The following is a 24692-nucleotide window of genomic DNA, read 5'->3' as shown; positions in this document are numbered from 1 at the left end:
ATGAGCGTAGCAACGCCTACTGGTGTGGCGACAGGCCTTTTAGCTGCATGCGGCAACTGGCAGGTCCTGCCACTGGGGACGGCATCCGATGCCGAGGAGTCCGAAGACGGTGTTGACGGATTCGCGGAGGGTTTCAAGTTGGGCCCGCGAGCGCCTAAGGGCGGCAGTTGCATCTGCCACTGTGGTTTTCCGAAAACGGACTTTGTCCCCTGGCCTCGCCTGGGCCAGGACATCCAGTCCGGTACTGGTGACAACTGCGAGCACGGGATACCCGGCGGTCACGCCGCGGCCCCTGTGCAGTACCAGCAGTTCGTCCCGGGAAGGAACCTCGACGGCGCCCACTGGCACACCGCGGGAAAGGACCTCGCCGCTTGAGGTTCTTTCCGGTAGCTCCCCACCCAGCCTCAGGCCGATGTGGTTGCTGCGGCCACTGACGGCGTATTCGGAGGTGAAGAGGAGCTCACCGGAGCGGCCGAAATCGACGACGTCCGGCCCGTCCGTCACATCGACCAACAAGTCTGAATTCATGCTTGGCCGTTCCAAGCCGAGGCGGAACAGCGGAAGGTCGAAGTACGGCTGGCGTACCGGGCCGACGCTCCTGCGGGTGGACAGGCTGGTTCCTTCCTTGAGCTGATGGCCGAAGCCAACGACGGTGTCCGGCGCTACGCTGCCCAACAGGCTATCTGCCTCGATTGAACCGTGGATGGCCAGGTAGGCGCGCAGTCCGCGGTGGATCCCGCGAACGGACACGGACTCCCCGGAACGGACGGAGACCGGTTCCCATTGGCTGGCCGGTCGTCCGCCAACGGTGAGCGTGAGCGGGGCGCCGGTAACGGAGATCAGGATGTCTGTGGTGGCTTTCATCCGGAAGTCCAGGGCCGTGATCTCCACCAGTGGATCGTTGTCCAGGTTGCCGGCGAGGATGTTGGCGGCCCGGGCCGAGTACTGGTCCAGGGCCCCGTTGACTGGGAGTCCGTAGCGGGGGCCACGGGTCCGGCCAAGGTCCGTGACGACGGAGTTGCCGGGCTGCTGGATCAGGATTCCGCCGCTCATGGCCTTGCCTCCAGAGCGCCGGGCTGAAGAGCGCCGGGCTGAAGGATGCTGGGCTGAAGAGCGCCGGGCTGAAGGATGCCGGGCTGAAGGGTGCTGGGCTGAAGCTCCATGCCGTCGAAGTCGCCGAAGTCTTCCGCCCTGATCTGCCTGAACCTGAGAATGTCGCCGGGACGGTAAGGCACCAGTGGTTCGCGGCGGATGTTCAACACGGAGAAGGGTGTCTGTCCGATGACGCACCATCCGCCGGGAGCGACGGCTGGCGCGATGACGGCTTGGCGCCCAGCAACCGATACTGCGCCGGCGGGAACGCTCAACCGGGGGTCCTTCAAGCGCGGTACTGGCTTGGGGAAGTCCGGGCCGTCCATCATGGGTGATCCTGCCGGCGCTCCCAGGCACCGGATGGTGTAGGTCTTCCCGGTGTGGAGGCGGATCACGTCATCTGTGCTGAGGCCCTGGTGGGATGCAACCTTTTCCAGGTCCGGGCCATATTCACCGCCGTAAACAACGGGAACATCGAAGTATCGGGGAGCAACTGACGCTTCCCCTGCGCGGCCCAGCTCAGTGAGGCCGAGCTTGACGAAAGCGCGCATCTGCCGGGCAGAGACCAAAAGCGGGTCGAATTCCACCAGCACGGAGTCGTACGTGGGGACGGCTCCATGAAGCCCTTCGGCGCCGCATCCTTCCAGCCAGTGGGCCAGGCTGTGGACGGTCAGCCAGTTCTCTTCGCTGTCCGCAGAGATGGCAACGACGCGCAAAGCGGAATCACCGGATTCGTGGATCTCGGTGGGCGAGGCAACGGATAGCGACATGTCAGGCCACCTTCGCCCGGGATTCCATGACCTCGGCAAGGGGTGCAATCCGGACGCCTGCTGCAAGCAGCTCCGTGCGGATCAGCCGCGCCAGTTCTACCGCACCAGTGTTGTCGCCGTGGAGCAGAACAGTGTCTACGGTGATGTCCATGTCCACCCCGCTTGCGCAGCGGAGCTTGCCTTCGGTCACCATGCGAAGGGTTCGGTCCACGATCTCGGTGGGATCGTGGAGGACTGCCCCGGGCTGGCTGCGGGGAACCAGGGTGCCATCTTCCTGGTAGGCGCGGTCCACGATTCCCACGATGGCGACGTTCAACCCTGCTTCACGTGCTGCGGTGGCTAGTTGGCCCTCTTGGGCTACCACTGTGAGGCCGGCATCCACGCGGGCGACTGCCTCGGCAACGGCCTTGGCATAGTCGGTCCGGACCGCCACCAGGTTGCCGAGCCGGCCGTGCGGCGCGAGATGGGCCACCTTGGTGCCGTGGAAAGCGGCAAATCCGTTCAACGCACCCAATTGGTACAGAACATCGTTCTGTACTTCGCCCGCAGTGAGGCCCATATCCCGGCGGCCAAAGCCACGCAGGTCCGGGAAGCTCGGGTGGGCCCCGATGCCTACTCCGCGGCGAACGCACTCGGCGACGGTGGCGGCCATGATGTCGGGGTCGCCAGCATGGAACCCGCAAGCGATATTGGCGCTTGTCACGATGTCCAGGAGCTCGGAATCGTCGCCGATGGTATAGGCGCCAAACCCCTCTCCCAGATCCGCTACAAGATCAATGATCGGATTCACGTAATTCTCTTTCCATGGCTTTGACAGTGGGGAAAAGGAAATTCAAGGAATTTCCACTGCGGGAAGACTCTTCAGGGAAACCAAAGTTTTGCCTGAAGTTCTTTCCAAAAGTCTCGCACCGGCCGGGCATGCCGCACAAAGACCTATTCGCTATCCCGTGATAGCTCTCCGTTATGACCTGCGCCACCCTGTACTGTGGCTTGGGTCCCAACCACACCCGGATAGAATTTCCTTTACGCATGCCACCCGGGGGACGTGGCCCTCCAGGAAGGCAGACCCATGGACACGCGCAAGCTCTCATACTTCGTGCAGATCGTTGACTCAGGCAGCATCACCAAGGCTGCAGCTGCCCTCCACGTTGCCCAGCCCGCCCTGAGCCAGCAGGTATCCGCACTGGAGACGGACCTTAAGCAGCGCCTGCTGATTCGCAGCAAACAAGGGGTTGAGCCCACGGCAGCCGGGCACACGCTCTACCGTCACGCACAATCGATCCTGCGTCTGGTTGAGCAGGCCAGGCAGGATGTCGCATCCTCCGGCGCGGCTCCCTCCGGACGGGTGTCAATCGCCATTGCGCCCTACAGCATGGCCTCCAGCCTGACACCACAGATCATCAGCGAGGTAGGCCGGCGATACCCGGACATCGTGGTCCACCTGACCGAGATCTTCGGCGGCGTGCTGAGCGAGGCCATCAAGAACGGCCGCTTGGACATGGCGCTGATCTACGAACCGGGGAAGATCCGTGGCGTCCAGTTCACCACCATGATCGTGGAGGATCTGCATTTGGTGGTCCACCCTGACGTGGACATCAACCGCGGCAAGGACACCGTCACCCTCGCGGAGGCAAGCACTTTGGGACTGTTCCTTCCGGAGAAGAACCACACACTGCGTCAGCTCATCGAAAAGGGCCTGGCGGACCAGGACCTTCCCCTGAAGCTGGTAGGCGAAGTGGAATCTGTTCCTTCGCTGACAAGGCTCATCCAGGCCAACCTCGGTGGCACAGTGTTGCCCAAGTCCGCTGCCGACGCCCTCTTCCCAGACCAGGACTTCAAGGTAATGCGGATCGTCGAACCCGGCCTGCAGAGCAAGATCGCCCTTTGCACCCCGGACCATGAGCCACTGTCGGAGGCAGCGTCAGCGGTGTTGCTGGTGGTCAAGGAGATGCTGCACCAACAACTGATCACCAAGTACGGGACCGATCCCGTCCAGCTGCCCGCCCATCCATAACAAAGCCTTATCCGGACAGTCAGCTTTGGTCTTATTCAGGACCGTTTTAATTTCCTAATATCGAATCAGCAAACAATTCGAAACCAGACCCCGAATTCCGTGGGCACATTCAAAGGAAACAACGGTGAAAAAGATCAGCACAACCGGATGGGCATCACATCCAACCCGCGGAACAGTCAGCGCACGGACCGGATTCCACTGCCCACGAAATGGTTTTTGGCGGCCCACCGGTGGAATTGGCGAACCGCTCTTCGTCTTCGAAGGCAGCCTGATGCCCACGCACGCCGGCGGCAGCATCGAATGGCACTTCGTGGACACGCGGCCCGGACACGCCGGACTGGATTGAGGGCGAACCACCCAACCCGACCGCCCGCCGTCGTACATCACCATGATGTGCAGCCCCCAAAGGCGCCCTGCCACCGGCAAGGCGCCTTTTCCATATGGGCAGGCGTTCACGTCGGCAAGGACAACGCTGCCGTGGGAGTGCATGCGAAAGGGGCCGGCCACCTCGCCTTTCGACGATCCGCGACCGGCCCTGGCAGAGGCGCCTAGTCCTCGACCAGAAGACCCTTCTCCTTCAGCTTCTCGGTCAGCCCGCAGAGCTCTAAGGTGTTACCGCCGTCGTGGTAGAGCTTGATGAGTTCGCGTTCATGGTCGTCACGGGCCTGGGACAGTGCGATGACTTCCTCGGCCTCTTCGCGGCGAACCACCACGACACCGTCAGCGTCGCCGCGGAGGATGTCGCCCGGATAGATGATTTCATCGCCGAAAACGATCGGGTGGTTGATGGGCCCCAGGGTCTCCTTGACAGTGCCCTTGATACTGACGCTGCCGGAGAAGACGGGAAGGCCCAGCTCGATCAGGTCCTGGGTGTCGCGCACACCGGAATCGGTAACCATGGCGGCAATGCCTTTGGCTTTCATGGCATTGCCGAGGACGTCGCCGAACGTGCCGGCCTCGGCCATCTCCTGCGCACCCACCAAGACCACGTCGCCTGCCTGGGCGTAGTGGATCGCCACCTGCAGCATGAGGTTGTCCTGCGGGGCGCAGGCCACCGTGACGGCGGGCCCGCAGAACGACATTGAACGATCGATCGGCTTGATCCTGGAGCTCAAGGCGCCGCGGCGGCCCTGGGCTTCATGGATGGTTGCCGAGGAAAAAGCGGCAAGGCGGCTGACAACGTCAGCATCCGGACGTTCAAACTTGGTTTTGACGTGGATCATCTCTGGATCTTTCTAGGTGAGGGCGTTGACGGCTTCGCGGATCGAATCCATACCGGCGTTGATGGTCTCCAGCGAGGTTGCGAAGGAGATACGGAAGTAGGGGCCGAGGCCATAAGCCGAGCCCTGGATAACGGCCACGCGGGCAGCGTCCAGCAAATACAGCGTGAAGTCCTGGTCGTTCCCGATCACACGGCCGTCCGGCGCGGTCTTGCCGATCACCCCGGAACAGTTCACGTAGGCATAGAAGGCGCCTTCCGCCGGGGCCACGGACAGTCCGTTGATGGAGTTCAAACCGTCGACGGCGGCGTCCCGGCGCTTGCGGTACACCTCCACAGAGTCGCGGACAAAGGCCTGGTCACCGTCCAACGCAGCAACTGCGGCCGCCTGGCTGATGGACGACGGGCACGACGATGTCTGGGACTGCAGCTTGTTCATGGCTGCGATCAGCGGGGCGGGACCCACACCGTAGCCCAAACGCCAGCCGGTCATTGCGTAGGCCTTGGAAACGCCGTTGACCAGCAGGATGCGGTCCTTCAGCGCAGGCACCGCAGAGACCAGGCTGGTCACGCGGCCTTCGCCGAAGTAGACCTCGTCGTAGATCTCATCGGTGAGGACGAAGACCTCCGGGTGCTCCTCAAGGACTGCTCCAAGTGCCTGCAATTCCTCGCGGGAGTACACAGCTCCGGTCGGGTTGGACGGCGCGTTGAGAATGAGCCACTTGGTCTTCGGGGTGATGGAGTTTGTCAGGGCATCAGGGGTGAGCTTGAAGCCTGTCTCTTCACCGCATGCGACGATCACAGGCGTGCCATCGTTGGCGAGCACCATGTCCGGGTAGGAAACCCAGTAGGGCGCGGGGACGATCACTTCGTCGCCCTCATTCAGCGAGGCCATCAACGCCACGTACAGGACCTGCTTGGCACCACCGCCGATGGTCAGCTGGTTCCGCTCATAGTGCTGCCCGGTGTGGGCCTCGATCTTGCGCAGGATGGCCGCCTGCAACTCGGGCGTACCGTTCACCGAGGTGTATTTTGTCTCGCCGGCAGTGATTGCTGCGATGGCGGCTGCCTTGATGTGGTCCGGGGTGTCGAAGTCGGGCTCGCCGACGGTCAGGTCGATGATCGGGATGCCCTCGGCTTTGAGTTCGCGGACGCGTGCAGCCGCGGCGACGCTCGCCGAGGATTTAATGCGGATGACCCTCGACGCCGGCAGGTAGTCGGCCATGTCTCCTCCAGGAATGTGGGACTCAGGACCCGCTGATTAGCGTGTCCCCTTTTCGAGACTAGGTATTTGCTGGCTCTGTTGGATAAGACCTAATGTGCGTGGATCTATAAGGGAGCCTTATGACAAGGGGGGCCACCGCAGCCTTGGCGGCCTATGTGTGCGCCTAAACGGCCCTGAACATGCACTTTGCTTATGGGTTCACTGTGGATTGGTATTTCCTGATGGAGGCGAACCCTGCCTAGATTCAAAGAGTCAGAAGTGTGGTCCACTCCGAAAGGGAGCCAATGCCGGCCCAAACCGTTTCACTCCAAGGCCGCCCAGCCACAGGACGGTATGCCTACCGGGCCAAAGCAGCCCGGCGGCAGGCTTTGGACCACGCGGAACACATCGAACACGCCAAGCTGGCGCATGCGCTGGGAACGCACCGGCAGCTCTTATCTCATGCCAACAGCGCGATTCGCACCCTGACCGCCGCCAGAAACGAGTTGCTTGCGCAGGCAATTAAGGACGGGCTCACCATCGCCACCGTTTCAGCGGTCACCGGGGAGAACATGAAATCGGTCCGGGCCATTGCTTTGGCTTATGACGATCTGCACCCGAGCGACGTCCCCCGCAGCGCACATTTGTCCGCGCTCCGGCACAAAACCGACGAGCTCAGGGCAGCTGAGCAGCATCGCGACCGGATCATCGAACGCCGCGAAGCGCTGATTGTGATGGCCCTCCGGAACCAGGTCTGTGATGAGCTGGAGCTCGCGTCGCTGACCGGACTCACTCCGGACCACATTCGCCGGTCGCACCGGGGCAGTGCCCGGCCTGCCTGAGCCCGGTCGCACCGGGGCAGCCCCCGGCCTGAGCCCACCGTTGAACCCGACGGCCGCAGACGGTAGAACGGTGGGATGAGCGACGTAAACGCATGGATGGATCTGTACCTGCAAGCGTGGACCTCGAATGAGCCCGACGATATCCGGGCCATGTTCACCGAGGACGCCGTCTACTACGACCGGCCAAACACCGAGAAACCGTGGCACGGGCATGATGAGATCGTTCAGCACTGGTCCGGCGATTCGGCCGATCAGCCGGAGGACTGGACGTTTGAATGGACTCTCCTGGGCCAGGACGGAGACACAGCGTTCGTCCAGGGCCTCACCACGTACCTCAACGGCGACCCCACGTACGACAACCTCTGGGTCATCCGCTTCGCCGACGACGGCCGTGCCCGCGAATTCACCGAGTGGTACATGGCCCGGAAGTAGTCCCGTCAGTAGCTCTCGCGCTCGGCCGTTTCGGGAACCGGGATGAACGTTGAAGCGAACCCTTCGGACGCCCTCGCCAGCACCGCAACGTCGGCGCCGACCAGCACAAAGGAGGCACCGGCGTCGAGGTAGGCGTGGGCGGTATCGGGGTTGAAGGCGTTCACGCCGGCAGGCTTACCGGCCGCTTTGGCGGCTTCAAGGCAATGCTCGACGACGGCCCTCACCAACGGGTTTTCCTGCTGTCCCAGCAACCCCATGGAGGCGGCCAGATCCGAGGGCCCCAGGAAGATGCCGTCGACGCCGTCGACGGCCAGGATCTCCTCCACAGCCGATGCCGCAGCTTCGGATTCGATCTGGACCGTGAGGCTGATGGAATTCGACGCGGAGCCAAGGTAGTCGGGAACACGGTTCCAGCGCGAGGAACGGGCCAAGGCGGATCCCACGCCGCGGACCCCATGCGGCGGATACCTCACCGCAGCAACGGCGGCAGACGCCTCGAACGCCGAGTTCACCATGGGCACCATGAGGTTCTGCACGCCGAGGTCCAGGTATTGCTTGATGACCACGGTGTCGTTCACCGGCGGCCGGACCATGGCCTGCACGGGATATCCGCTGACGGCATGCAGCTGGGCGAGGATCGATTCGAGGCCGTTGGGGCTGTGCTCGGCGTCGATCAGCACCCAATCAAGCCCGGACCCGGCGCAGATTTCCGCTACCAACGGACTGCCGGAGCACACCCACATGCCGGCGAGTGGACGGCCGGCGGAAGCAAGGGCCGAATAAAAGGTAGGGCTCAGCTGAAGTGACATGTCACAACTCCCAACGGTCCATAGTCCGAGTGAACGGTATCCCCTTTGTACACCCACAACGGCCTGGTAAACGAGCCCGCCAGGATAATATCTCCGGCCTTCATCGAATCACCGTGCGCGGCGATCTTGTTGGCCAACCAGTGCACTCCGTTGGCCGGGTGATCGAGCACTCCGGCAGCGACCCCGGTCTCTTCCACGGTCTGGTTTTTGTAGAGGATCGCCGACACCCAGCGGAGGTCGACGGCGTCGGGACGCACCGGCCGCCCACCGATCACCATCGCACCCATGGCGGCGTTGTCAGAGATGGTGTCCACGATGGTCCGGCCCTCCATTTCGATCCTGGAGTCCAGGATTTCGAGGGCCGGAACCACGTAGTCGGTCGCGTTGAGGACGTCGAAGATGGTGCAGCCGGGCCCCTTGAGACCCGACTTCAACACGAAGGCCAGCTCCACCTCAACCCGCGGATGCGTGTACCGGTCCCATTCCACGGAGCACCCGGTTTCGAGGACCATGTCATCAAAAATGGCTCCGTAGTCGGGTTCGGTAATGCCCGTGGCGGCCTGCATGGCCTTGGACGTGAGGCCGATCTTGCGCCCTACCAGCGTCCGGCCTGCTTCCTCGTTCCGTTGCCGCCACAACTGCTGTACGGCGTAGGAATCCTCCACCGTCATCTCCGGGTAGCGTGCGGTCAGGCGCGGCACCGGCTTGCGGTTGCGGTTCGCCTCAAGGAGTTCGTCGGCAATGGCTTCGATCGTCTTCGCGTCCATCATGGTTTAGACCTGCGCCCCCAGCTTGAAGCCCTCCGCCGTATCTGAAGCGCCTTCGGGGCGGGTGTAGGAGAAGCCGTCGGCGCCTACCGTGACAGCCATTTCGGACTTGTCTTCGCGTTCGATGATGGGCTGGGGGTTGCCGTCGAGGTCCAGGACCAGGGAAGCCTCGGTGTACCAGGACGGGACCACGGGGTTGCCCCACCAGTCGCGGCGCTGGTTGTCGTGGACGTCCCACGTGACGGTGGGGTTGTCCGGGTCGCCGGTGTAGTAATCCTGGGTGTAGATCTCCACGCGGTGCCCGTCCGGGTCAAGGATGTAGAGGTAGAACGCGTTGGACACACCGTGGCGTCCGGGGCCGCGTTCGATCCTGTCGGAGATGCGCAGGGCACCCATCTTGTCGCAGATCTGGATGATGTTGTGCTTCTCGTGGGTGGAGAACGCGATGTGGTGCAGGCGCGGCCCGTTGCCGCCGGTCAGGGCGGTGTCGTGCACGGTCTGCTTGCGGTGCATCCACGCAGCGTACGTGACGCCGTCGGAGTCCTTGATGTCCTCAGAGACGCGGAAGCCGAGGTCCTCCAGGTACTTGCGTCCGCGCGGGACGTCCGGGGTGACCTGGTTGAAGTGGTCCAGGCGGACCAGTTCGCCGGCGGAGTAGAGGTCGTAGCGCTGGGTGAGGCGCTCGACGTGCTCCACGTCGTAGAAGAACTCGTACGGGAAGCCCAGCGGATCCTCCACGCGGACGGAGTCGCCCACACCCTTGGTGAAGCCTTCCTTGCGGCGCTCCACCCGGCAGCCGAGTTCGCGGTAGTAGGCCTCGGCGGCGTCGACCTCGGCCGGGGACTTCACGCGGTAGGCGAAGGCAGCGGCTGCGGCGACCGGGCCCTTGCGGAGGACCAGGTTGTGGTGGATGAACTCCTCGAAGGAGCGCAGGTAGATGGTGTTCTCGTCTTCTTCGGTGACGTGCAGGCCGAGGAGGTCCACGTAGAAAGCGCGAGACTTGGCGAGGTCCGTGACCACGAGTTCCAGGTAAGCGCAGCGGACAATGTCCGGAGCCGGAACCGTGGGAGTGGGGATGGGGCCGGTAAAGGGGTTGCTCATGGGATTCTCTCTTCGTTGAAAGGTCTTAGGCGCCGAATTTAGGGGTGTGGACTGAGCCGAGGGTGATGTGCACGGCCTGCTGGTCGGTGTAGAAGTCGATGGAACGGTAACCGCCCTCGTGGCCCAGGCCGGAGGCTTTCACACCGCCGAACGGGGTGCGGAGGTCACGGACGTTGTGGCTGTTGAGCCACACCATGCCGGCTTCGACGTTCTGGGAGAAGTTGTGCGCACGGGTCAGGTTCTGGGTCCAGATGTAGGCCGCCAGGCCGTACTTGGTATTGTTCGCCAAGGCGAGGGCTTCGTCGTCGTTCTCGAACGGCGTGATGGCCACGACCGGCCCGAAAATTTCTTCCTGGAAGATCCGTGCGTCAGGTGCGACGTCGGCAAACACCGTGGGTGCGATGTAGTTGCCTTCGGGCAGGTGGTCGGGCCTGCCGCCGCCGGCCAAGAGGCGGCCTTCGGACTTGCCGATCTCCACGTACGATGCGACCTTCTCGTAGTGCTCAGGGTGGACGAGCGCACCCACCTGGGTCTTGGGATCGTGGGGATCACCCACCACGATGTTCTTGGCGCGGGCGGCGTACTTTTCACAGAATTCGTCGTAGATGGCCCGCTCAACCAGGATGCGGGAACCGGCGGTGCAGCGTTCGCCGTTGAGGGAGAACACCCCGAAGAGGGCCGAATCAATGGCTGCGTCCAGATCAGCGTCGGCGAACACCACACAGGGCGACTTGCCGCCGAGCTCCATGGACAGGCCTTTGAGGTTTGCCGCGGCGTTCCGGAAGATCGTCTGTCCGGTGGTGGTCTCGCCCGTGAAGGAAATCAGCGGTACGTCAGGGTGCTTGACCAAGGCGTCCCCGGCTTCCTCGCCCAAGCCGTTGACCAGGTTGAACACGCCGTCGGGCAGCCCGGCATCCTTGAAGATCTGCGCCCACAGGGAGGCGGAAAGCGGCGTGAATTCGGCTGGCTTCAGGACCACGGCGTTGCCGGTGGCGAGTGCTGGGGCAAGCTTCCAGGACTCGAGCATGAACGGGGTGTTCCACGGGGTGATCAGGCCGGCGACGCCGATCGGCTTGCGGTTCACGTAGTTGATCTGTGAACCCGGGACCTTCATGGCGTCGTCGAACTGGGCAACGATCAGGTCGGCAAAGAAACGGAAGTTCTCGGCAGCGCGGAGGGCCTGGCCCTTGGCCTGGGTGATCGGCAGGCCGGTATCGAACGTTTCCAGCTCCGCGAGGCGCGCTTCCTGGGCCTCGACAGCATCGGCGATCTTGTTCAGCACACGGGCACGTTCGCGGGGCTTCATCTTCGGCCACGGACCGTTCACAAATGCTTCGCGGGCTGCGGCGACGGCGAGGTCGATGTCTTCCTTCTGGCCAGCCGCGGCCGTGGCGTAGTTGCCGTTGGATACGGGGTCCAGGACGTCGAAGGTCTTGCCTGAGAGAGAGTCAACGAACTCGCCGTTGATGAAGTGCTGGATGTGCGTGGGGAGGTTCTCGGGGATGTAATGCTTGCTGGTTTCTACTGAGGTCGTCATCGTTGAAGTCCTTACTGGTTCTTTGCTGTGGAGAGGTAAGCGTCCAGGGTGGCGGCGCGGTGTTGGCGGGCTGCTTTTTCGATGGTGTCGGCGTCTGCTCCGGACTCGATGAGCTGCAGCAGTGCTTCGTGTTCGCGGACTGATTCCTGGGCGCGGCCGGGGACGAACCGGAACGTGGAGGACCTCAGGGATGCGAGCCGGTTCCAGCCCCGGTGGACCAGGTCAAGGATGTGTGGATTGGGGCAGTGTTCAAAGAGGACACTGTGGAAGTCCTGGTTCAAAGCCGTGAAGCGGACGGGATCGAAGTGTTCCAGGCACTCACGCATCTCCTCGTTCACCGCACGTGCCCGGGCAATCGCCACCGAATCGATCAGCGGAGCCGACAATGCCGTGGCGGCACCTTCGACGATGCTGAGGGTCTGCATCGTGTACAGGTACTCGGTGGGGTCGATCCCGGACACCGTCGCACCGACGTTGCGTTCGAACTTCACCAGCCCTTCGGCCTCCAGGCGGCGGATTGCTTCGCGCACGGGAACCACGCTGAAGCCCAGATCCTCGGCGATCTTCGCCAGCACCAGCCGGTAGCCCGGGGTGTAGGTACCCTCGACGATCCTGGCCTTGACGGCGTCATAGGCCTGCTGGGACTTACTTCCGACGGCGGTTTCAGTCACCGGATGCTCCTTCCGGGCTTTGCGTGGCGTTCCACTCGTCTGTGACCCACTTCGCGTACCGCGCCTGCCATTCTTTGTTCATCGGGTAGAGCCCGTCCACGCTGTTGCCTTCCTGGACCATCTGGAAAATGAACGTCTCTTCCTTTTCCTGCTGAATGCAGTCATCCACGAGTTCATCGGCGATGGCCGGCGGGATCACCAGGATGCCGTCGGAGTCGGCCACGATGATGTCGCCGGGCTGCACGGTGGCCCCGCCACAGGCGATGGTGATGTCCGTATCCCACGGGATATGCCTGCGTCCCAGCACGGCCGGGTGCGGGTTGGCGAAGTAGGTGGGCATCTCCAGATCGGCCACGGCGGAGTAGTCGCGGACGCCGCCGTCGGTGATGATCGCAGCTGCCCCGCGGACCTGGGCCCGCAGCGCGAGGATGTCCCCCACTGTGCCGGTACCCTTTTCTCCCCTGGCTTCCATGACCAGGATTTCGCCTTCGTTGACGGAATCGATGGCGCGCTTCTGGGCATTGAACCCGCCACCGTGGGTCTTGAAGAGATCCTCCCGATTGGGAACGTAGCGCAGCGTCCGTGCGAGGCCCACAACTTTGCGGTCCGGGCGGGTGGCCTGCAGGCCATCGATACTCACGTTGTTGAGGCCGCGCTTGCGCAGCTGCGAAGACAACGTGGCCGTCGCGACGGACTCGAGCTTGGCTTTCAACTCCGGCGTCAGGGCACTCCCGGTCTCGGCATCAGCCGCGGCGGGGGCCAATCCCGCAGCTTCCCGCGAACCGTACGCCTCTTCCCGCTGGGTGTCATCGCTCTTGGGCTGGGCACCAAAGTCCGCGAACGGCGTCGTACCTTCCGTCACCTTGGTAACCAGGCGTCCGCTGCTGAAATCACCGCCGGTGACCTCAATTTCGACGACGTCTCCCGGCTGGGCGACCGACGCGCCGGCCGGGGTGCCGGTGAGAATGATGTCGCCTTCTTCCAGGGTGAGCAGCTGGGAAAGGTCCGCCACGAGCTGCGCGAACGGAAAGAGCAGGTCCTCCGTGGTGTCGTCCTGGACGAGATCGTTGTTGTGCCAGGTCCGGATCCGCAGCGCAGCGGGATCCACAGCGTCCGCCGGGATCAGTGCAGGACCGACAGGCGTGAAGCCGTCGCCGCCCTTGGACCGGACATTGGAGCCCTTGTCCGCGTAACGGAGGTCGTAGACGCCGAGGTCGTTGGATGCGGTAACCCACTGGACATGGCTCCACGCGTCCTCCAGCCCTACCCGGCGGGCGGCCTTGCCCATGACCAAGGCGATCTCGCCTTCGTAGCCGAGCAGCTCGCAACCGGCGGGCCGTTCAACAGTTCCCGGAGCGTCGGCCGTACCAAGCGCCAGGGACGTTGCCGGCTTCAGGAAGTAGGAGGGCTGCTGCGGTGTGCGGCCCCGCTGGGCTGCGCGGCTGGGGTAGTTGATGTGGACGGCAATGACTTTGCGCGTCCGCGCCAGCATGTCCTGGTTGACTTCCTGGGTCCGGAACTCCAGCGTCACGGGTCCTCCTTTTCGGCGAGCACGCTCCATCAAGCGTTATCAGGTACGAAATCGTATACGATAACTATGGCTCGTGATCCACGGCACGTCAACCCCTGTTCCCGATACCTTCCGATGCAGGCCGAGGGAGGCAACGCGGGGAGGGCGGCGACCCCCTACATACTGTCGGTGGGCTCCCGTAGGGTACCGGCATGGACATCATCCTTGTACCCGGTTTCTGGTTGGACGCCTCATCCTGGGCGGAGGTAACGCCCCCGCTGGTGGCAGCAGGGCACACAGTTCATCCGCTCACACTGCCAGGACTGGAGTCGGCCGATTCAAGCCGTGCCGGAATTGGCCTGCAGACACATATCGACGCCGTTACCTCCACCGTGGACTCCCTCGAAGGCAAGGTCATCCTGGTAGGGCACTCAGGCGGCGGGGCAATCATTCATGGCGTGGCGGATGCCCGCCCGGACCGTGTAGCCCGCGCCATCTACGTGGACAGCGGCCCCTTGGGCGAGGGCGGTGTCATCAATGATGAACTGCCCGACGACGGCGACGAGATTCCACTGCCGCCGTGGGAAGCCTTCGAAGAGGAAGACCTCGTTGACCTCACCGACGAACTGCGCAAGTCTTTCCGTGCCCGCGCGATTCCCCAGCCCAGGGGTGTCGCGTTCGACCAACAACACCTCCACGATGTGCGGCGCTACGAGGTCCCCGCCACTATCATCGCCTGCGAGTTCCCGTCCTCGCTCCTCAAGGAGTGGATGGACGCCGGGCATCCGTTCACGGCCGAGCTCGCGAGGATCCGGGACGTGGACTACATCGACCTGCCAACAGGCCACTGGCCGCAGTTCACCAAGCCCAAGGAGTTGGGCGAGGCGATCCTGCGGTCCATTGAACGTTCCAGCTAGGAGCGGGGTCGCGTATTCGTTGCAGGCCCCTCCGGCGCGGCGCCGCCCTCGTCCGTCCAGTCAGCGCCCGTGCTGTCATCCAACGCGGGATCCGAAATGACGTCCGACGTGACCGTGGGCACCGTCGTGACAGTGGGCTTGGAGCTGGAATCCTGGCCTGACTTTGGGGCGCTGATACCCGGGAACAGGGTTTCGACCTTCTCGAGCAGCTTCTTTCCCGCGTCATAGAGGTTGTCCAGGATGTCCGGTACAGACTCCTGGACAGCCTCAGTAGCCTGGTGGACGTTCTGCTGGACGTCGGGGTTGTTCAGGACCTTCTCGGTGCCCCCGCGAAGCCGGCGATACACCTCCGGCCAGGATTTTGATCCCCACACGTAGCCGACGGCCACGCCAACGGCGAACAATGCCTTCCCTTTCACAGCAATCACTCCTTCCGAGGTGTTTATCCTTCGACACTAGCCGGGTAGCGCACCTGCTGTCACGCGCACATTACTAATGTGCCGATCCGTGAACATTTGCTGAATTTGAAGCAACCATCCAGCCGTTATGCCAAGGCCGGACAAGATGGAGCAGAAGACCTATTAATCGACCACCAACAGGGTGCTCCAGGTGGGGACCAAGGCAACCTCGGCCAGGCCAAGCTGAAGCGGTTCGGCGGGAAACCCCAAGGGGTAGCCAAGGGTGTTGAAGGCTCCGTTCATAGGCGCCTGCCCGCAAATCCTTGGATCCCAGTGGCGGGGGCCGCGTGCCGACAATTAGACAGGTTACTTGCTACTAGTCCGCGGAGCGGCTAGCGTTACTGGTGTAGCAGCAAGACCGACCCAATCGGCAGGAGTGCTTTATTGGCCGTCGTTAACAAATTCATCGGGGTTTCGTAACCGTTCCAATCCCCGCATTGAAAAGGGCCTTCAAGGGCCCCATTAAGGTGCCTGAACACTGGAACAGGCACCCGATGAACTGAACCTCTTCATAATGTTCATGGAATTTCCATCAACAAGAAAGAAGGAACAAAAATGGGTTTCTTTGGTTTTCTACTGCTTGGTCTTTTGGCCGGCGCTATCGCAAAGCTTATTCTTCCCGGCCGCCAGGGTGGCGGCTGGCTGGTAACCCTCCTGCTGGGCGTCGTAGGTGCCCTCCTGGGCGGTTGGATCGGCGGCCTCATCTTCGGCACAGGACTGCAGGAATTCTTCTCCCTGACCACCTGGCTGCTGGCCATCGGCGGCTCCATCATCGTCCTGCTGATCTGGGGACTCCTCACCAACCGCAGGGCACACCATGGCTAACAACCAGAATCGGGACGCCAACGGCGAGGAACTGGACGGCCAGTATGTTGAGGGCGACTACGGCGACGCAGGCGCTTCACCGGAAACGCTGAAGGAGGACGCCGGCGGGGACTACACCGAGGGTGACTACGCCGAGAAGACGGTCCCTTCAGCTGACGCCGAGCTTGATGAGCGCAACACGGAGGACACCCCGAAGGATCGTCCGTTTTCATCCGAGCCGGACGACGAAGCCTCGGGCTCAAGCCGTCCGTAACACCTGAATACAGCAAAGAACCCGGAGGACTGCACTGGCAGCCTCCGGGTTCTTTACGTTGGTCGTTCTTCCGTAGGCCCCCGACGCGTCAGGGCCGCGTTCTGCCGGGGTCTACGTCCGCAAAGTCCTGGCCTTGACCACCATGAACAACCCATACGCAATAAGGCCAACGGCAACCGCCGCCAGAAGGTACGGCCCGTACGGCTGCTCCTTGAGGGCCTTGAGGCCGCCGTCCAGCCCCGTGGATTGCTCGGGCTGGGCCCGCAAAGCTGCAATGACCACCAAGAGCCCCACAAGGAAAAGGGCTATTCCTTTGGCAATGTAGCCCACCACGCCAACACCGGTTTGGAACTTCCGCACACTCTGGCTGGAAGACAGGGACAGGTCCCGCGTGAACGTTTGCTTGAAACCACGCACCGCGAAAACTATGCCCGTGATGGCAACGCCCGCGCCCACTGCGACCAGCAGGAAAACCCCGAAAGGAGCTTTCAGGAGCGTGAGGGTCCAGTCGCTGGTGGATTCCCGGCTGTTCCGGCCTTTGCCCATGATGAAGGAGATGATCGTGGCGGCGAGCGCGGCGAATACCAGGGCCTGGCCAGCTGCGGAGAATCGCTTGGCAGGCTTATTGTCGGACTTCCTGCGGTAACCCAGGACGGCGTTGCCCAACTGCCACAGTGCCAACGCTGCACAAGCGGCGAAGCAGGCCCAGAGCAGGAACGGTCCAGCAGGTTGGTTAGCCAGGGATGCCACAGCTCCGGACACATCGGCTTCACCCGTGCGCCCGAACGCCAGTTGCAAGGCGATGACACCAATGAGCAGATGCAACAGTCCACTGACGGCAAAGCCGGTTCTGGCAACGATTTCGAAGGCACGTGAGTTTGAGGCGTCCTCGGCCACATCAGCCGCCTTCTTCATCTCCTCTTTGATGACAAGCCTCCTTAGCTATCGCCTGCACTCCATGGTGCCATTCGATCGTTGTCCAGGCCACCGCATTAACGACGGCGGGCAGGCACCCTTGGTGCCTGCCCGCCACGACACGTTTGCGGGCCTTAGAAACCCACCACCGACTGAGGCCAGATACTCCTCAGGCCCACGCCGAGCGGGTTGAACTGCTCGCGTACGCTCACCACGGCCCGGGCCTGGCCCGGGACCTCGGCTGCGTGCCGGGAAGGCTCGGCCGTTCCGGCGAGCGGGCTGGACGTGACAGGCGCCGGGCCGGCACTGACGGACAGGGCGGTGATCTGGTCAGGCATCTCGGTGGTCCTTCCTGGAAGTTCCATCAACTCTGTTGGCTGATGTTTCAACCATCGGACCGGGCCCTCAAGAACCCCGCCGGGTCATCTCAAGATTGGGTCAAGAATTTCCGATCTCCGCCCGACCCGCCTGAGTGGGGCCGCTGTTTAGCAGGCGCTCAATGTCGGCGAAGCCCAGCCCTGACGCGATCGCAAGATCGGGGAGCTGCGCTCCCGCCGCGGCCGCACTTCTCATGGCCTGCAATAAAGAGTCCTCTGCTCCGTCCATTTCCCACTGCAGGCTCTCAACTCGAGCCGAGGCCGCCCAGACGTCGTCCAGCAACATGGTTCGCCGCGATGGCGCAGACAGGGAGGGGGCACCCTCCTGCGCAGGCCCGGGAAGAGCTTGGGCCGTCGTTCCCGTCGTCAATGCAACAGTCATAGCGCTTCCTCCAAGGACAGATGTAACTTGATTGACTAGTTATATGGCAATCTAACTACATGATTCCGCATCAAGAAACCAGCAGTGATGCACGTCACACAAAACTGTGCGTGAGGAATCACCGCACCGGCACGTCTTATTCATGACGGCGCAGAGGGCGCCGCACCCAACGCAAACCCAACGCATAGGAGTCAATGCCATGACCGTTCAGACGCACACGCCCGCAGACGTACCGGCCAAGAACGCCGCAGCCACCACCCCCGCAGGGGCACCGGATAAGGGCAAGGATGGTCGCGGAGCCACCACCGTCGCCGACGGCGTCGTTGCCAAGATCGCCGGTATCGCCATCCAGGAAATCCCCGGCGTCCACGCCCTCGGCGGAGGCGCAGCCAGGGCTATCGGAACACTCCGTGAAAAGGTCGGCCAGAAAGACCTCACGCAAGGTGTCAGCGTTGAGGTTGGCCAGACCCAAGTGGCTGTCGACGTCACCCTGGTCGTTGAGTACCCGCACCCGCTCCAGGAAGTGGCTGACAACGCCCGCGACGCCGTTTACACGGCTATCGAGGACCTGGTGGGCATGGAAGTAACGGAAGTCAACATCACGATCACGGACATCCATGTCCCGTCCGAGGATGCGGACGCCGATGATGCCGGGCGTGAGCCGAGGGTCGCATGAGCCCCACCATTACCGGACTGGCCGTAGGCGCGGTCCTGGCTGTCGTTTCGTTGGCTTTCGGTTTCTGGGGCCTGCTGCTGACAGCCCTGTTCATGGCGATCGGGGCAGTGGTGGGCCGCTCCGCCGAAGGAAAGCTTGACCTCCGCGGGGTGCTGGATGCCTTGTCGGGCAAGCGCTCCTCCACATGAGCGGGGAAGCCGGGACCATGCCTGCCGCGACCACGCCAGCCAGGGCAGGACACACCCGAATCGCCCGTTCGGCACTGCAAAAGACGGTGGAAGCAATCACCGCCCGCGCATTCCGGGTGGACCCGCACCAAGTGCGGGCTGAATTGGAGGACGACGCCGGAAAGCTGGGCGTCAACCTCACGGTGAAGATGGCTCTTCCCCCGCTGCTGGCACCACGTAGGGACGGTGGCGGCACCGTCTTCGACCAAGCCCACGCTGTGCGCACCGAACTGGTGGCCCGGGGGCTGGAGTTGACCGGGTTGGAATTTGGCCGGGTCGATGTCCGGCTGATGGGAGCCAAGCCCCAACAGTCCAAGGAAAGGAGAGTGGAATGACCCAGGATCGAACTCTTAGGCGCATGGTCCGACGCGAAACCCATTCCTCGCGGGCCCTCCCGTCGATCATTGTGGCAAGTATCCTGCTCCTCGTTTTCCTTTGGCTGGCTGCGGAAAGCGTCCTGTGGCTGCTCAATGACCGGCCGCTGCTGGCCAGCCCGGCCCACATCCGTCAGTGGCTCGTCGGGCTCCCCGGCTCCACCGTGCCGGCAGGGCTGACCGCGGCCGGTGTCGCCTTGGGAATCCTGGGGCTCCTGCTGCTTGGCGTGGCCGTAGGCAAAGGCCGCCGCGCCCGGCGCGCGCTGGCCAGCGACCGCATCGCCACAGTCGTGGACGACAACGTCATCGCCGCCGCAGTGTCCAGCACGTCGCGCCTCGCTGCGGGCCTGGCACCGGGCCAAGTGACCACAACCGTCGGCGGACGCTCCGTGCGCGTCCAGGTGCGTCCGACGTCGGGCGTTCCATTGGACCTTGCGTCCATCAAAACAGCGCTCGACGGCGAACTGGCCGCCTACGCGCTCGACCGGCAGGTCACGGGCAAAGTCCGGGTCGCGAACGAAGGAGCGGTAGGACAATGAGACGAACCAATCGGGCGCTTAACCGCATCCTGCTGGCGATCCTGGGGATCATCCTGCTGGGCGCCGGAGCCGTACTCATCGCGGCCGGTACCCTGCCGGGAGTTGCCGACACGTGGACGACCATCGGCTCGAACCTCACGGACCAGGTTCGGCAACTGGCAAGCACCGCACCCATCCCGGGACCGGCACGGAGCTGGTGGCTGGTGGCCGGAATCGGCGTCCTCCTGCTCGGTGCTGGACTCAGCGCCGCATGGCTGGCTTCCCAAGGTGGGGGGCGGACGCCACGCCTGGCCGAACGATCAGAAGGAGCCGACGGGCGGACCGTGGTGGACGTCGGACTCATTTCCGCAGCGGTGCAGGATGCCCTCAGCGGGAACCGGAACGTCCTGGCCACATCGGTCTCCGCATGGGAATCCAGGCAGGGAACAGCATTGCGGCTCCGCATGGAAGCCCGTCACGGAAGCTCGCCGCGGGAGCTGGCGGATACAGCCGAACAGCTGGTCAGGCAGATCGATTCGTGGCTGGGCCATCCGGTGCCCGTACTGGTGCGAATCACCAGCGGCGCCCGCACCCGGACGTCCGGGGCCCAGCGTGCGAAATGAGCCAACGTGATTCCGGACAGACCAACGAGGACAGGAAGGCAGGAACGTGACTGGTTCACCCGCAGCTCAGCATCAACTGGACCTCGTACCCGACTCCCTGCTGGCGGGCCGCGCGGCCGACGGCGACACTGCTGCCTTCGAAGCGCTTGCCCGCCGGCACGGTCCGTTGATGCGGGCCACTGCGCGACGATTGACCGGCTCGTTGGCAGACGCCGACGACGTCGTCCAGGAAACCCTGGTGCAGGCATGGAAGCAGCTGGACAGCCTTCGCGACCCCGCTGCGGTCAAGGGCTGGCTGTTGAGGATCGTTGGCAGCCGGAGTATCGATTACCTGCGCAAACGCCGTAACCACGCGGACCTTGATGATGCGGAGAACCACGTGGACCAACACACGCGGCCACGGCACGAAGACCCCGAGGGGAATGCCCTCAGCAGCTCACGGGTGGAGGCGCTGAAGGCCGCTCTGGCAGCCCTTCCCGAGGAACAGCGGCGCTGCTGGGTGCTCAAGGAATTCAATGACCAGAGCTACGAGGAGATTGCGCTGACGTTGAACATCAGCCCCGACAGTGTCCGGGGCCGTCTGGCCCGGGCCCGGATTACCCTGGCGCGCAGGATGGAGGAATGGCGATGAACAATCCCCGCGACACCCTCGAATGCGGGCATAGCCTGGCGGAATTGAGTGCCTACCTGGACACGGGGCAGATCGCTGACCCTGCCCACCTGGACTCATGCCCCGAATGCCAAGCGGGCCTCGCATCCCTGCGAAACCTCTCTGCTTTGGGCAGTGAGCTCCTCAGCTCGGACGTGGCCGACGCCGGTTCAGGCACTGATGACTGGATGCAGTCCATTCTCGATAACCTTCGGCTGGAACTGCGGCCGGGTCGCAGCATTCCCCTGCAGTCGGACCATCCTGATGACACCCTCTGGGAAACCGAAGGATCCATCTCGGCACTGATCCGGTCCGTTGTTGATGCACATCCAGGCACGGCCGCCGGCAAATGCCGACTGCATGGCGACGTCACCACCCCCGGGGCGCTGACCACCGTGGAGGTAGAGATAGCGGTTGTCTACGGGCACTCCATGGAGGAGCGGGCCGACCAGTTGCGGGAGGAACTGGCCAGGACCTTGGCCACCCACACCGAACTCGCCATCGAAGCCATCAACATCACCGTGACCGACGTCCTGGAGGAGAAGCCATGACCGAGCCCTTGGACGCCGCGGCCTCATCCGCGGCCATCCCTCCCACCGGCGTGGCCGAGGAACTGCTGGACGTGGTCCAATCCGTTCCTGGCGTCAGCGCGGTCTACCCCACGCAGCCGCTGTGGCAGTCCATAGCCGGCGCAGCGCTGTCCGCGGTCACAGGCGAACCCCTCCCCCTGATTGGCCTGACGGACACGGCCGGCACTCTGGCAGTCAAAGCGCGGATCGGTGTCAGCACACCCCGTCCGGCCCCGGCCGTAGCCCGCGAAGTAGCCGACGCGATCCGGAGGCACCTCCTCCCCCGCGCCGCCGCCGTCGAGGTTTCCGTTGTGAAAGTTGGCAGCTAGGGCATTCGCGCTCCCGCCGACGAGGTTTTCTGGTTCATAATGAACAAACTGAACACAAGTGAACTTGATAGACGGAGTCCCGCATGCTGTCCGAGGATCGCCAACAGCTCATCCTGAAGGAACTCGCCCTTCACGGATCCCTCAACGCCGGGGAATTCGCCGCCAGGATCGGCACTTCCGGGATGACCATCAGGCGGGACCTGGCGGTCCTCGCCGAGCGGGGCCTCCTGGAGCGGGTCCACGGGGGTGCCATCTCAAGCGGCGGAAAGCCTGGCACCGGTACCGCCGGATCCACCACCTGGCGTCCCGGCGGCAGGCGGCCGCTGGCGACGGTCGGCATGATCGTGCCGTCGGCGTCGTACTATTTTCCGGGCGTCATCCGGGGTGCGGAAGCGGCGGCGCAGGAAGCGGGCGTCCGGCTGGTGCTGGGGGTCTCGAACTACTCGGGGACGGAGGAACGGCGCCAGCTGAAACGGCTTTACGAGCACGGCGTGGACGGGATCCTCGTCACGCCCGGAGGGCAGTCGCTCGCGGGCACGGAAACACTGGGGCTGCTCGCGGAAGCGGAGGTTCCCGTGGTAGTGGTGGAGCGATCCATCGATGACGCCCTGGACCACGGCCGCCTCGAATCGGTCCGCAGCGACCACGTCCGCGGCGCGGAAATCGCCGTGAACCACCTCCTCGGGCTGGGCCACCAACGCATCGCCATCTGCCTGCGCGAGGACAGCCCCACCGCCCCACAGCTCATCAGTGGCTTCCACCTGGCCCTGCAGCGGGCAGGCCATGCCCGGGACGATTCCCTGGTGCGCACTATGCCGCGCGCGCAAAACGATCCCCAGGCGCACCGGGTCATGGTGGACGGAATCCTGTCCTGGTGTGCCGGGTCGCAGGTCACGGCCGCAATCGTCCACACGGACGAGGACGCCCTCCAGTTCGCCAGCGTCTGTCAGGAAAAGGGAATCCGGATCCCGAAGGACTTCGCGATCATCGCGTACGACGACGAGATTGCGGCTTTGGGAGCGGTCCCCCTGACTGCAGTGGCACCACCCAAGTACGACGTCGGCCACCAGGCCTTGCGGATGTGCCTGGACCGCATCGGAGCCGGACGTGGAGGCACGTCCGCGCTTCAGCGGGTCAACCTTTCGCCCGCGCTGGTGGTGCGGGACTCGACGCGAAGGTAGCTTCGGCACTACCTATCTGTTTACTTCTGTTCACTTCGTGGTCAATGTTCACTTTTGTGGATTCAATGGTGGTTAGTTCGATAGTGCCCCGGAGCACTCCGCAACTTCGCATCGTGAACTTCAAAGGAGAACAGAATGAAGCGTCGCCAGCTTCTGCTCGGAACGGTCAGCCTCATGGCCAGCGCCGCCCTCATCACCGGCTGCGGCAGTTCCCCGGCCGCGACATCCGCGCCCGCCCCTACCGGGGACCCCACCGGCACCGTCACTTTCTGGTCATCGCTGGCCGGAATGGACAAAGTGGCTGCCGCGTTCAACGCCAGCGAGGACAAGATCAAAGTCACCTTCGAGACCGTTCCCAACGGCGCGAGCGGAGGGTACGCAAAGCTGTCCACCGCCATCACGGCCGGCAACGGCCCCGATGTTGCCACCATCGAATACCCCCAGCTGCCGCAGTTCGTCAGCAACGGCCAACTCCAGCCCCTGGACGGCTTGATCGATAAGGCCGCAACACTCGACAAACTGAGCGATGAGACCAAAGCCCTGGTGCAGTTCGACGAAAAGACCTACGCGCTCCCCTACGACGCAGCCCCGATGATCATGTGGTACCGCAAAGACATGCTGGAGAAGGCCGGCGTCGGGGTGCCCAAGACCTGGGAAGAGTTCGAGGCCGCAGGCCAAAAGATCAAGGCCGTGGCTCCCGAAGCCCACCTGGCCAGCTTCAACCCCAACGAAGCTGCCCTGACCGCCGCCCTCTCCTGGCAGGCCGGGGCCAAATGGTTCGGTACCGACGCGGACAGCTGGAAGGTCGGGATCAATGACCAGTCCACGCGGAAGGTAGCGGACTACTGGCAGAAGCTGATCGACCAGAAAATCGTCAAAGTCCAGCAGTCCTTCAGCGACGAATGGTCCGCGGACCTGGCCAGTGGCGCCGTCGTGGGTGTCCTGGGGGCCAACTGGAGCGCAACCGGCATCCAGAAGCGCACCGAAGCCAGCGGGCAGAAGGGCCAGTGGATCGCAGCGGAGGTGCCCAACTGGGGTTCGCCGTCGGACGCCTTTTACGGTGGCTCCAGCTTCAACGTCACCAAGAGCAGCAAGAACCCTGCTGCGGCGGCGAAGTTCATCGAATACCTGACCACCAGCCCGGACGCCATCAAGGCCCGCGGCAACACCGGCTCCGCTTTCCTCGCCTCGCCGGGGCTGACCCCCGTTGCGCAAAGCGCTTTCGATGCCAGCTACTTCGGTAACGACATCTACGAAGTCTTCAATAAGGCCTACTCCACCATCACACCGGGCTGGCAGTGGGGTCCCAACTGGGACATCACCAACACGGCCCTCAAGGACGCCTACGGCACGTTGAGCACCGGGGGCAAAGTCCGGGATGCCGTGGATGCGGCCCAGAAGGCCACCGTTGACGGACTCAAGCAGAACGGCCTCTCCGTCAAGGAGTAGGC

32 protein-coding genes are annotated in these 24692 nt (G+C 63.5%); 17 read left to right on the top strand and 15 right to left on the bottom strand.

From position 1 onward, the window contains the following. Positions 1 to 39: 39 nt before the first annotated feature. From ACNQOP_RS07550 to ACNQOP_RS07540, 3 genes are read right to left on the bottom strand one after another with little or no spacing between them, the layout of a single operon-like run. A complete protein-coding gene (locus ACNQOP_RS07550) occupies positions 40 to 1053 on the bottom strand; it encodes a biotin-dependent carboxyltransferase family protein (protein WP_416403901.1) in 1014 nt (337 codons plus the stop codon). Beyond that, positions 1050 to 1862 (bottom strand): 5-oxoprolinase subunit B family protein, encoded by an 813-nt coding sequence (locus ACNQOP_RS07545; protein ID WP_416403899.1) that lies wholly within the window; start codon positions 1860 to 1862, stop codon positions 1050 to 1052. Before ACNQOP_RS07545 ends, ACNQOP_RS07550 begins: the two co-directional genes overlap by 4 nt. 1 nt (position 1863) lies before the next feature. Further along, entirely contained in the window at positions 1864 to 2652 is a 789-nt protein-coding gene (locus tag ACNQOP_RS07540) for a LamB/YcsF family protein (RefSeq protein WP_284986728.1), read from the bottom strand. 279 nt (positions 2653 to 2931) lie between these two features. On the opposite strand from ACNQOP_RS07540, the gene ACNQOP_RS07535 reads away from it, so the two are divergent. Together ACNQOP_RS07535 and ACNQOP_RS07530 are read left to right on the top strand one after the other, a co-directional pair. Next, a complete protein-coding gene (locus ACNQOP_RS07535; RefSeq protein ID WP_284986729.1) occupies positions 2932 to 3876 on the top strand; it encodes a LysR substrate-binding domain-containing protein in 945 nt (314 codons plus the stop codon). 124 nt (positions 3877 to 4000) lie between these two features. Then, positions 4001 to 4222 carry a hypothetical protein gene (locus ACNQOP_RS07530; RefSeq protein WP_416403896.1) on the top strand — a complete coding sequence of 74 codons (222 nt, stop codon included), beginning with the start codon at positions 4001 to 4003 and terminating at the stop codon, positions 4220 to 4222. A gap of 202 nt (positions 4223 to 4424) precedes the next feature. Here the strand turns inward: ACNQOP_RS07530 and ACNQOP_RS07525 are convergent, their stop codons facing one another. Together ACNQOP_RS07525 and ACNQOP_RS07520 are read right to left on the bottom strand one after the other, a co-directional pair. Further along, a complete protein-coding gene (locus tag ACNQOP_RS07525; protein WP_284986731.1) occupies positions 4425 to 5099 on the bottom strand; it encodes a 4-carboxy-4-hydroxy-2-oxoadipate aldolase/oxaloacetate decarboxylase in 675 nt (224 codons plus the stop codon). A gap of 12 nt (positions 5100 to 5111) precedes the next feature. After that, positions 5112 to 6320 (bottom strand): aspartate transaminase, encoded by a 1209-nt coding sequence (locus ACNQOP_RS07520; protein WP_416403894.1) that lies wholly within the window; start codon positions 6318 to 6320, stop codon positions 5112 to 5114. A 284-nt stretch (positions 6321 to 6604) separates the two neighbouring features. Here ACNQOP_RS07520 and ACNQOP_RS07515 point away from each other — a divergent pair, with 284 nt between their 5' ends. Continuing rightward, positions 6605 to 7141: a hypothetical protein gene (locus tag ACNQOP_RS07515; protein ID WP_416403892.1), complete on the top strand. Its 537-nt coding sequence runs from the start codon at positions 6605 to 6607 to the stop codon at positions 7139 to 7141. A gap of 75 nt (positions 7142 to 7216) precedes the next feature. Continuing rightward, complete coding sequence (locus tag ACNQOP_RS07510) at positions 7217 to 7573, top strand: nuclear transport factor 2 family protein (protein ID WP_235521146.1); 357 nt, start codon at positions 7217 to 7219, stop codon at positions 7571 to 7573. Between the two features lie 5 nt (positions 7574 to 7578). On the opposite strand, the gene ACNQOP_RS07505 is transcribed toward ACNQOP_RS07510, so the two are convergent. The 6 genes from ACNQOP_RS07505 to ACNQOP_RS07480 are packed head-to-tail and all read right to left on the bottom strand — an operon-like array spanning position 7579 to position 13950. Further along, positions 7579 to 8382 carry an HpcH/HpaI aldolase family protein gene (locus ACNQOP_RS07505; protein WP_235521148.1) on the bottom strand — a complete coding sequence of 268 codons (804 nt, stop codon included), beginning with the start codon at positions 8380 to 8382 and terminating at the stop codon, positions 7579 to 7581. After that, positions 8367 to 9152, bottom strand: coding sequence for a 2-oxo-hept-4-ene-1,7-dioate hydratase (gene hpaH, locus ACNQOP_RS07500; protein WP_416403889.1), 786 nt, complete (start codon positions 9150 to 9152; stop codon positions 8367 to 8369). Before hpaH ends, ACNQOP_RS07505 begins: the two co-directional genes overlap by 16 nt. A gap of 3 nt (positions 9153 to 9155) precedes the next feature. Further along, positions 9156 to 10250 (bottom strand): 3,4-dihydroxyphenylacetate 2,3-dioxygenase, encoded by a 1095-nt coding sequence (gene hpaD / locus ACNQOP_RS07495; RefSeq protein WP_284986735.1) that lies wholly within the window; start codon positions 10248 to 10250, stop codon positions 9156 to 9158. A 25-nt stretch (positions 10251 to 10275) separates the two neighbouring features. Then, the gene (gene hpaE / locus ACNQOP_RS07490; RefSeq protein WP_416403886.1) at positions 10276 to 11787 is read right to left on the bottom strand and encodes a 5-carboxymethyl-2-hydroxymuconate semialdehyde dehydrogenase; all 1512 of its coding nucleotides are present in this window, start codon (positions 11785 to 11787) and stop codon (positions 10276 to 10278) included. Positions 11788 to 11798: 11 nt separating this feature from the next. After that, entirely contained in the window at positions 11799 to 12458 is a 660-nt protein-coding gene (locus tag ACNQOP_RS07485) for a GntR family transcriptional regulator (RefSeq protein WP_284986737.1), read from the bottom strand. Then, positions 12451 to 13950, bottom strand: a complete 1500-nt coding sequence (locus ACNQOP_RS07480; protein ID WP_416404083.1) for a fumarylacetoacetate hydrolase family protein — start codon at positions 13948 to 13950, stop codon at positions 12451 to 12453. The genes ACNQOP_RS07485 and ACNQOP_RS07480 overlap by 8 nt, the downstream gene beginning before the upstream one ends. A gap of 230 nt (positions 13951 to 14180) precedes the next feature. On the opposite strand from ACNQOP_RS07480, the gene ACNQOP_RS07475 reads away from it, so the two are divergent. Then, a complete protein-coding gene (locus ACNQOP_RS07475) occupies positions 14181 to 14885 on the top strand; it encodes an alpha/beta fold hydrolase (RefSeq protein WP_416403884.1) in 705 nt (234 codons plus the stop codon). Here the strand turns inward: ACNQOP_RS07475 and ACNQOP_RS07470 are convergent. Next, a complete protein-coding gene (locus tag ACNQOP_RS07470; protein ID WP_284986740.1) occupies positions 14882 to 15304 on the bottom strand; it encodes a hypothetical protein in 423 nt (140 codons plus the stop codon). The two genes, ACNQOP_RS07475 and ACNQOP_RS07470, sit on opposite strands and share 4 nt — an antisense overlap. Positions 15305 to 15898: 594 nt before the next feature. On the opposite strand from ACNQOP_RS07470, the gene ACNQOP_RS07465 reads away from it, so the two are divergent. Continuing rightward, a complete protein-coding gene (locus tag ACNQOP_RS07465) occupies positions 15899 to 16168 on the top strand; it encodes a GlsB/YeaQ/YmgE family stress response membrane protein (protein ID WP_235521163.1) in 270 nt (89 codons plus the stop codon). Then, positions 16161 to 16421 carry a hypothetical protein gene (locus tag ACNQOP_RS07460; protein ID WP_257370727.1) on the top strand — a complete coding sequence of 87 codons (261 nt, stop codon included), beginning with the start codon at positions 16161 to 16163 and terminating at the stop codon, positions 16419 to 16421. Before ACNQOP_RS07465 ends, ACNQOP_RS07460 begins: the two co-directional genes overlap by 8 nt. Positions 16422 to 16532: 111 nt before the next feature. Here ACNQOP_RS07460 and ACNQOP_RS07455 read toward each other — a convergent pair whose 3' ends face one another. From ACNQOP_RS07455 to ACNQOP_RS07445, 3 genes are all read right to left on the bottom strand, one after another. Continuing rightward, positions 16533 to 17336 (bottom strand): DUF1206 domain-containing protein, encoded by an 804-nt coding sequence (locus tag ACNQOP_RS07455; protein WP_416403881.1) that lies wholly within the window; start codon positions 17334 to 17336, stop codon positions 16533 to 16535. Positions 17337 to 17470: 134 nt separating this feature from the next. Beyond that, positions 17471 to 17674: a hypothetical protein gene (locus tag ACNQOP_RS07450; RefSeq protein ID WP_416403879.1), complete on the bottom strand. Its 204-nt coding sequence runs from the start codon at positions 17672 to 17674 to the stop codon at positions 17471 to 17473. Between the two features lie 100 nt (positions 17675 to 17774). Then, on the bottom strand, positions 17775 to 18095 hold the full coding sequence (locus ACNQOP_RS07445) for a hypothetical protein (protein WP_235521172.1): 321 nt from the start codon (positions 18093 to 18095) through the stop codon (positions 17775 to 17777). Between the two features lie 199 nt (positions 18096 to 18294). Here ACNQOP_RS07445 and ACNQOP_RS07440 point away from each other — a divergent pair, with 199 nt between their 5' ends. The 10 genes from ACNQOP_RS07440 (at position 18295) to ACNQOP_RS07395 (ending at position 24690) form a co-directional block, all read left to right on the top strand. After that, a complete protein-coding gene (locus ACNQOP_RS07440; protein WP_257370724.1) occupies positions 18295 to 18771 on the top strand; it encodes an Asp23/Gls24 family envelope stress response protein in 477 nt (158 codons plus the stop codon). Beyond that, positions 18768 to 18959, top strand: coding sequence for a DUF2273 domain-containing protein (locus ACNQOP_RS07435; protein WP_284986743.1), 192 nt, complete (start codon positions 18768 to 18770; stop codon positions 18957 to 18959). The genes ACNQOP_RS07440 and ACNQOP_RS07435 overlap by 4 nt, the downstream gene beginning before the upstream one ends. Next, positions 18956 to 19333, top strand: a complete 378-nt coding sequence (locus tag ACNQOP_RS07430) for a hypothetical protein (protein WP_257370722.1) — start codon at positions 18956 to 18958, stop codon at positions 19331 to 19333. Before ACNQOP_RS07435 ends, ACNQOP_RS07430 begins: the two co-directional genes overlap by 4 nt. Further along, complete coding sequence (locus ACNQOP_RS07425; RefSeq protein ID WP_416403875.1) at positions 19330 to 19911, top strand: hypothetical protein; 582 nt, start codon at positions 19330 to 19332, stop codon at positions 19909 to 19911. Before ACNQOP_RS07430 ends, ACNQOP_RS07425 begins: the two co-directional genes overlap by 4 nt. Next, on the top strand, positions 19908 to 20513 hold the full coding sequence (locus tag ACNQOP_RS07420) for a hypothetical protein (protein WP_416403873.1): 606 nt from the start codon (positions 19908 to 19910) through the stop codon (positions 20511 to 20513). Before ACNQOP_RS07425 ends, ACNQOP_RS07420 begins: the two co-directional genes overlap by 4 nt. Positions 20514 to 20559: 46 nt before the next feature. Further along, the gene (locus tag ACNQOP_RS07415; RefSeq protein WP_416403871.1) at positions 20560 to 21144 is read left to right on the top strand and encodes an RNA polymerase sigma factor; all 585 of its coding nucleotides are present in this window, start codon (positions 20560 to 20562) and stop codon (positions 21142 to 21144) included. Next, positions 21141 to 21713, top strand: a complete 573-nt coding sequence (locus ACNQOP_RS07410) for an Asp23/Gls24 family envelope stress response protein (protein WP_416403868.1) — start codon at positions 21141 to 21143, stop codon at positions 21711 to 21713. Before ACNQOP_RS07415 ends, ACNQOP_RS07410 begins: the two co-directional genes overlap by 4 nt. Continuing rightward, positions 21710 to 22060 carry a hypothetical protein gene (locus tag ACNQOP_RS07405; protein WP_416403866.1) on the top strand — a complete coding sequence of 117 codons (351 nt, stop codon included), beginning with the start codon at positions 21710 to 21712 and terminating at the stop codon, positions 22058 to 22060. Before ACNQOP_RS07410 ends, ACNQOP_RS07405 begins: the two co-directional genes overlap by 4 nt. A gap of 83 nt (positions 22061 to 22143) precedes the next feature. Further along, the gene (locus ACNQOP_RS07400; RefSeq protein ID WP_416403864.1) at positions 22144 to 23241 is read left to right on the top strand and encodes a substrate-binding domain-containing protein; all 1098 of its coding nucleotides are present in this window, start codon (positions 22144 to 22146) and stop codon (positions 23239 to 23241) included. A 135-nt stretch (positions 23242 to 23376) separates the two neighbouring features. Continuing rightward, a complete protein-coding gene (locus ACNQOP_RS07395) occupies positions 23377 to 24690 on the top strand; it encodes an extracellular solute-binding protein (RefSeq protein ID WP_416403862.1) in 1314 nt (437 codons plus the stop codon). Positions 24691 to 24692 lie beyond the last annotated feature (2 nt).

The sequence above is a fragment of the Arthrobacter sp. LFS091 genome (genome assembly GCF_047977885.1).
In the GTDB taxonomy this organism is placed as follows: domain Bacteria; phylum Actinomycetota; class Actinomycetes; order Actinomycetales; family Micrococcaceae; genus Arthrobacter.
The sequence above is the reverse complement of the archived record's forward strand: the minus strand, read 5'-3'. Positions and strand labels throughout refer to the sequence as shown.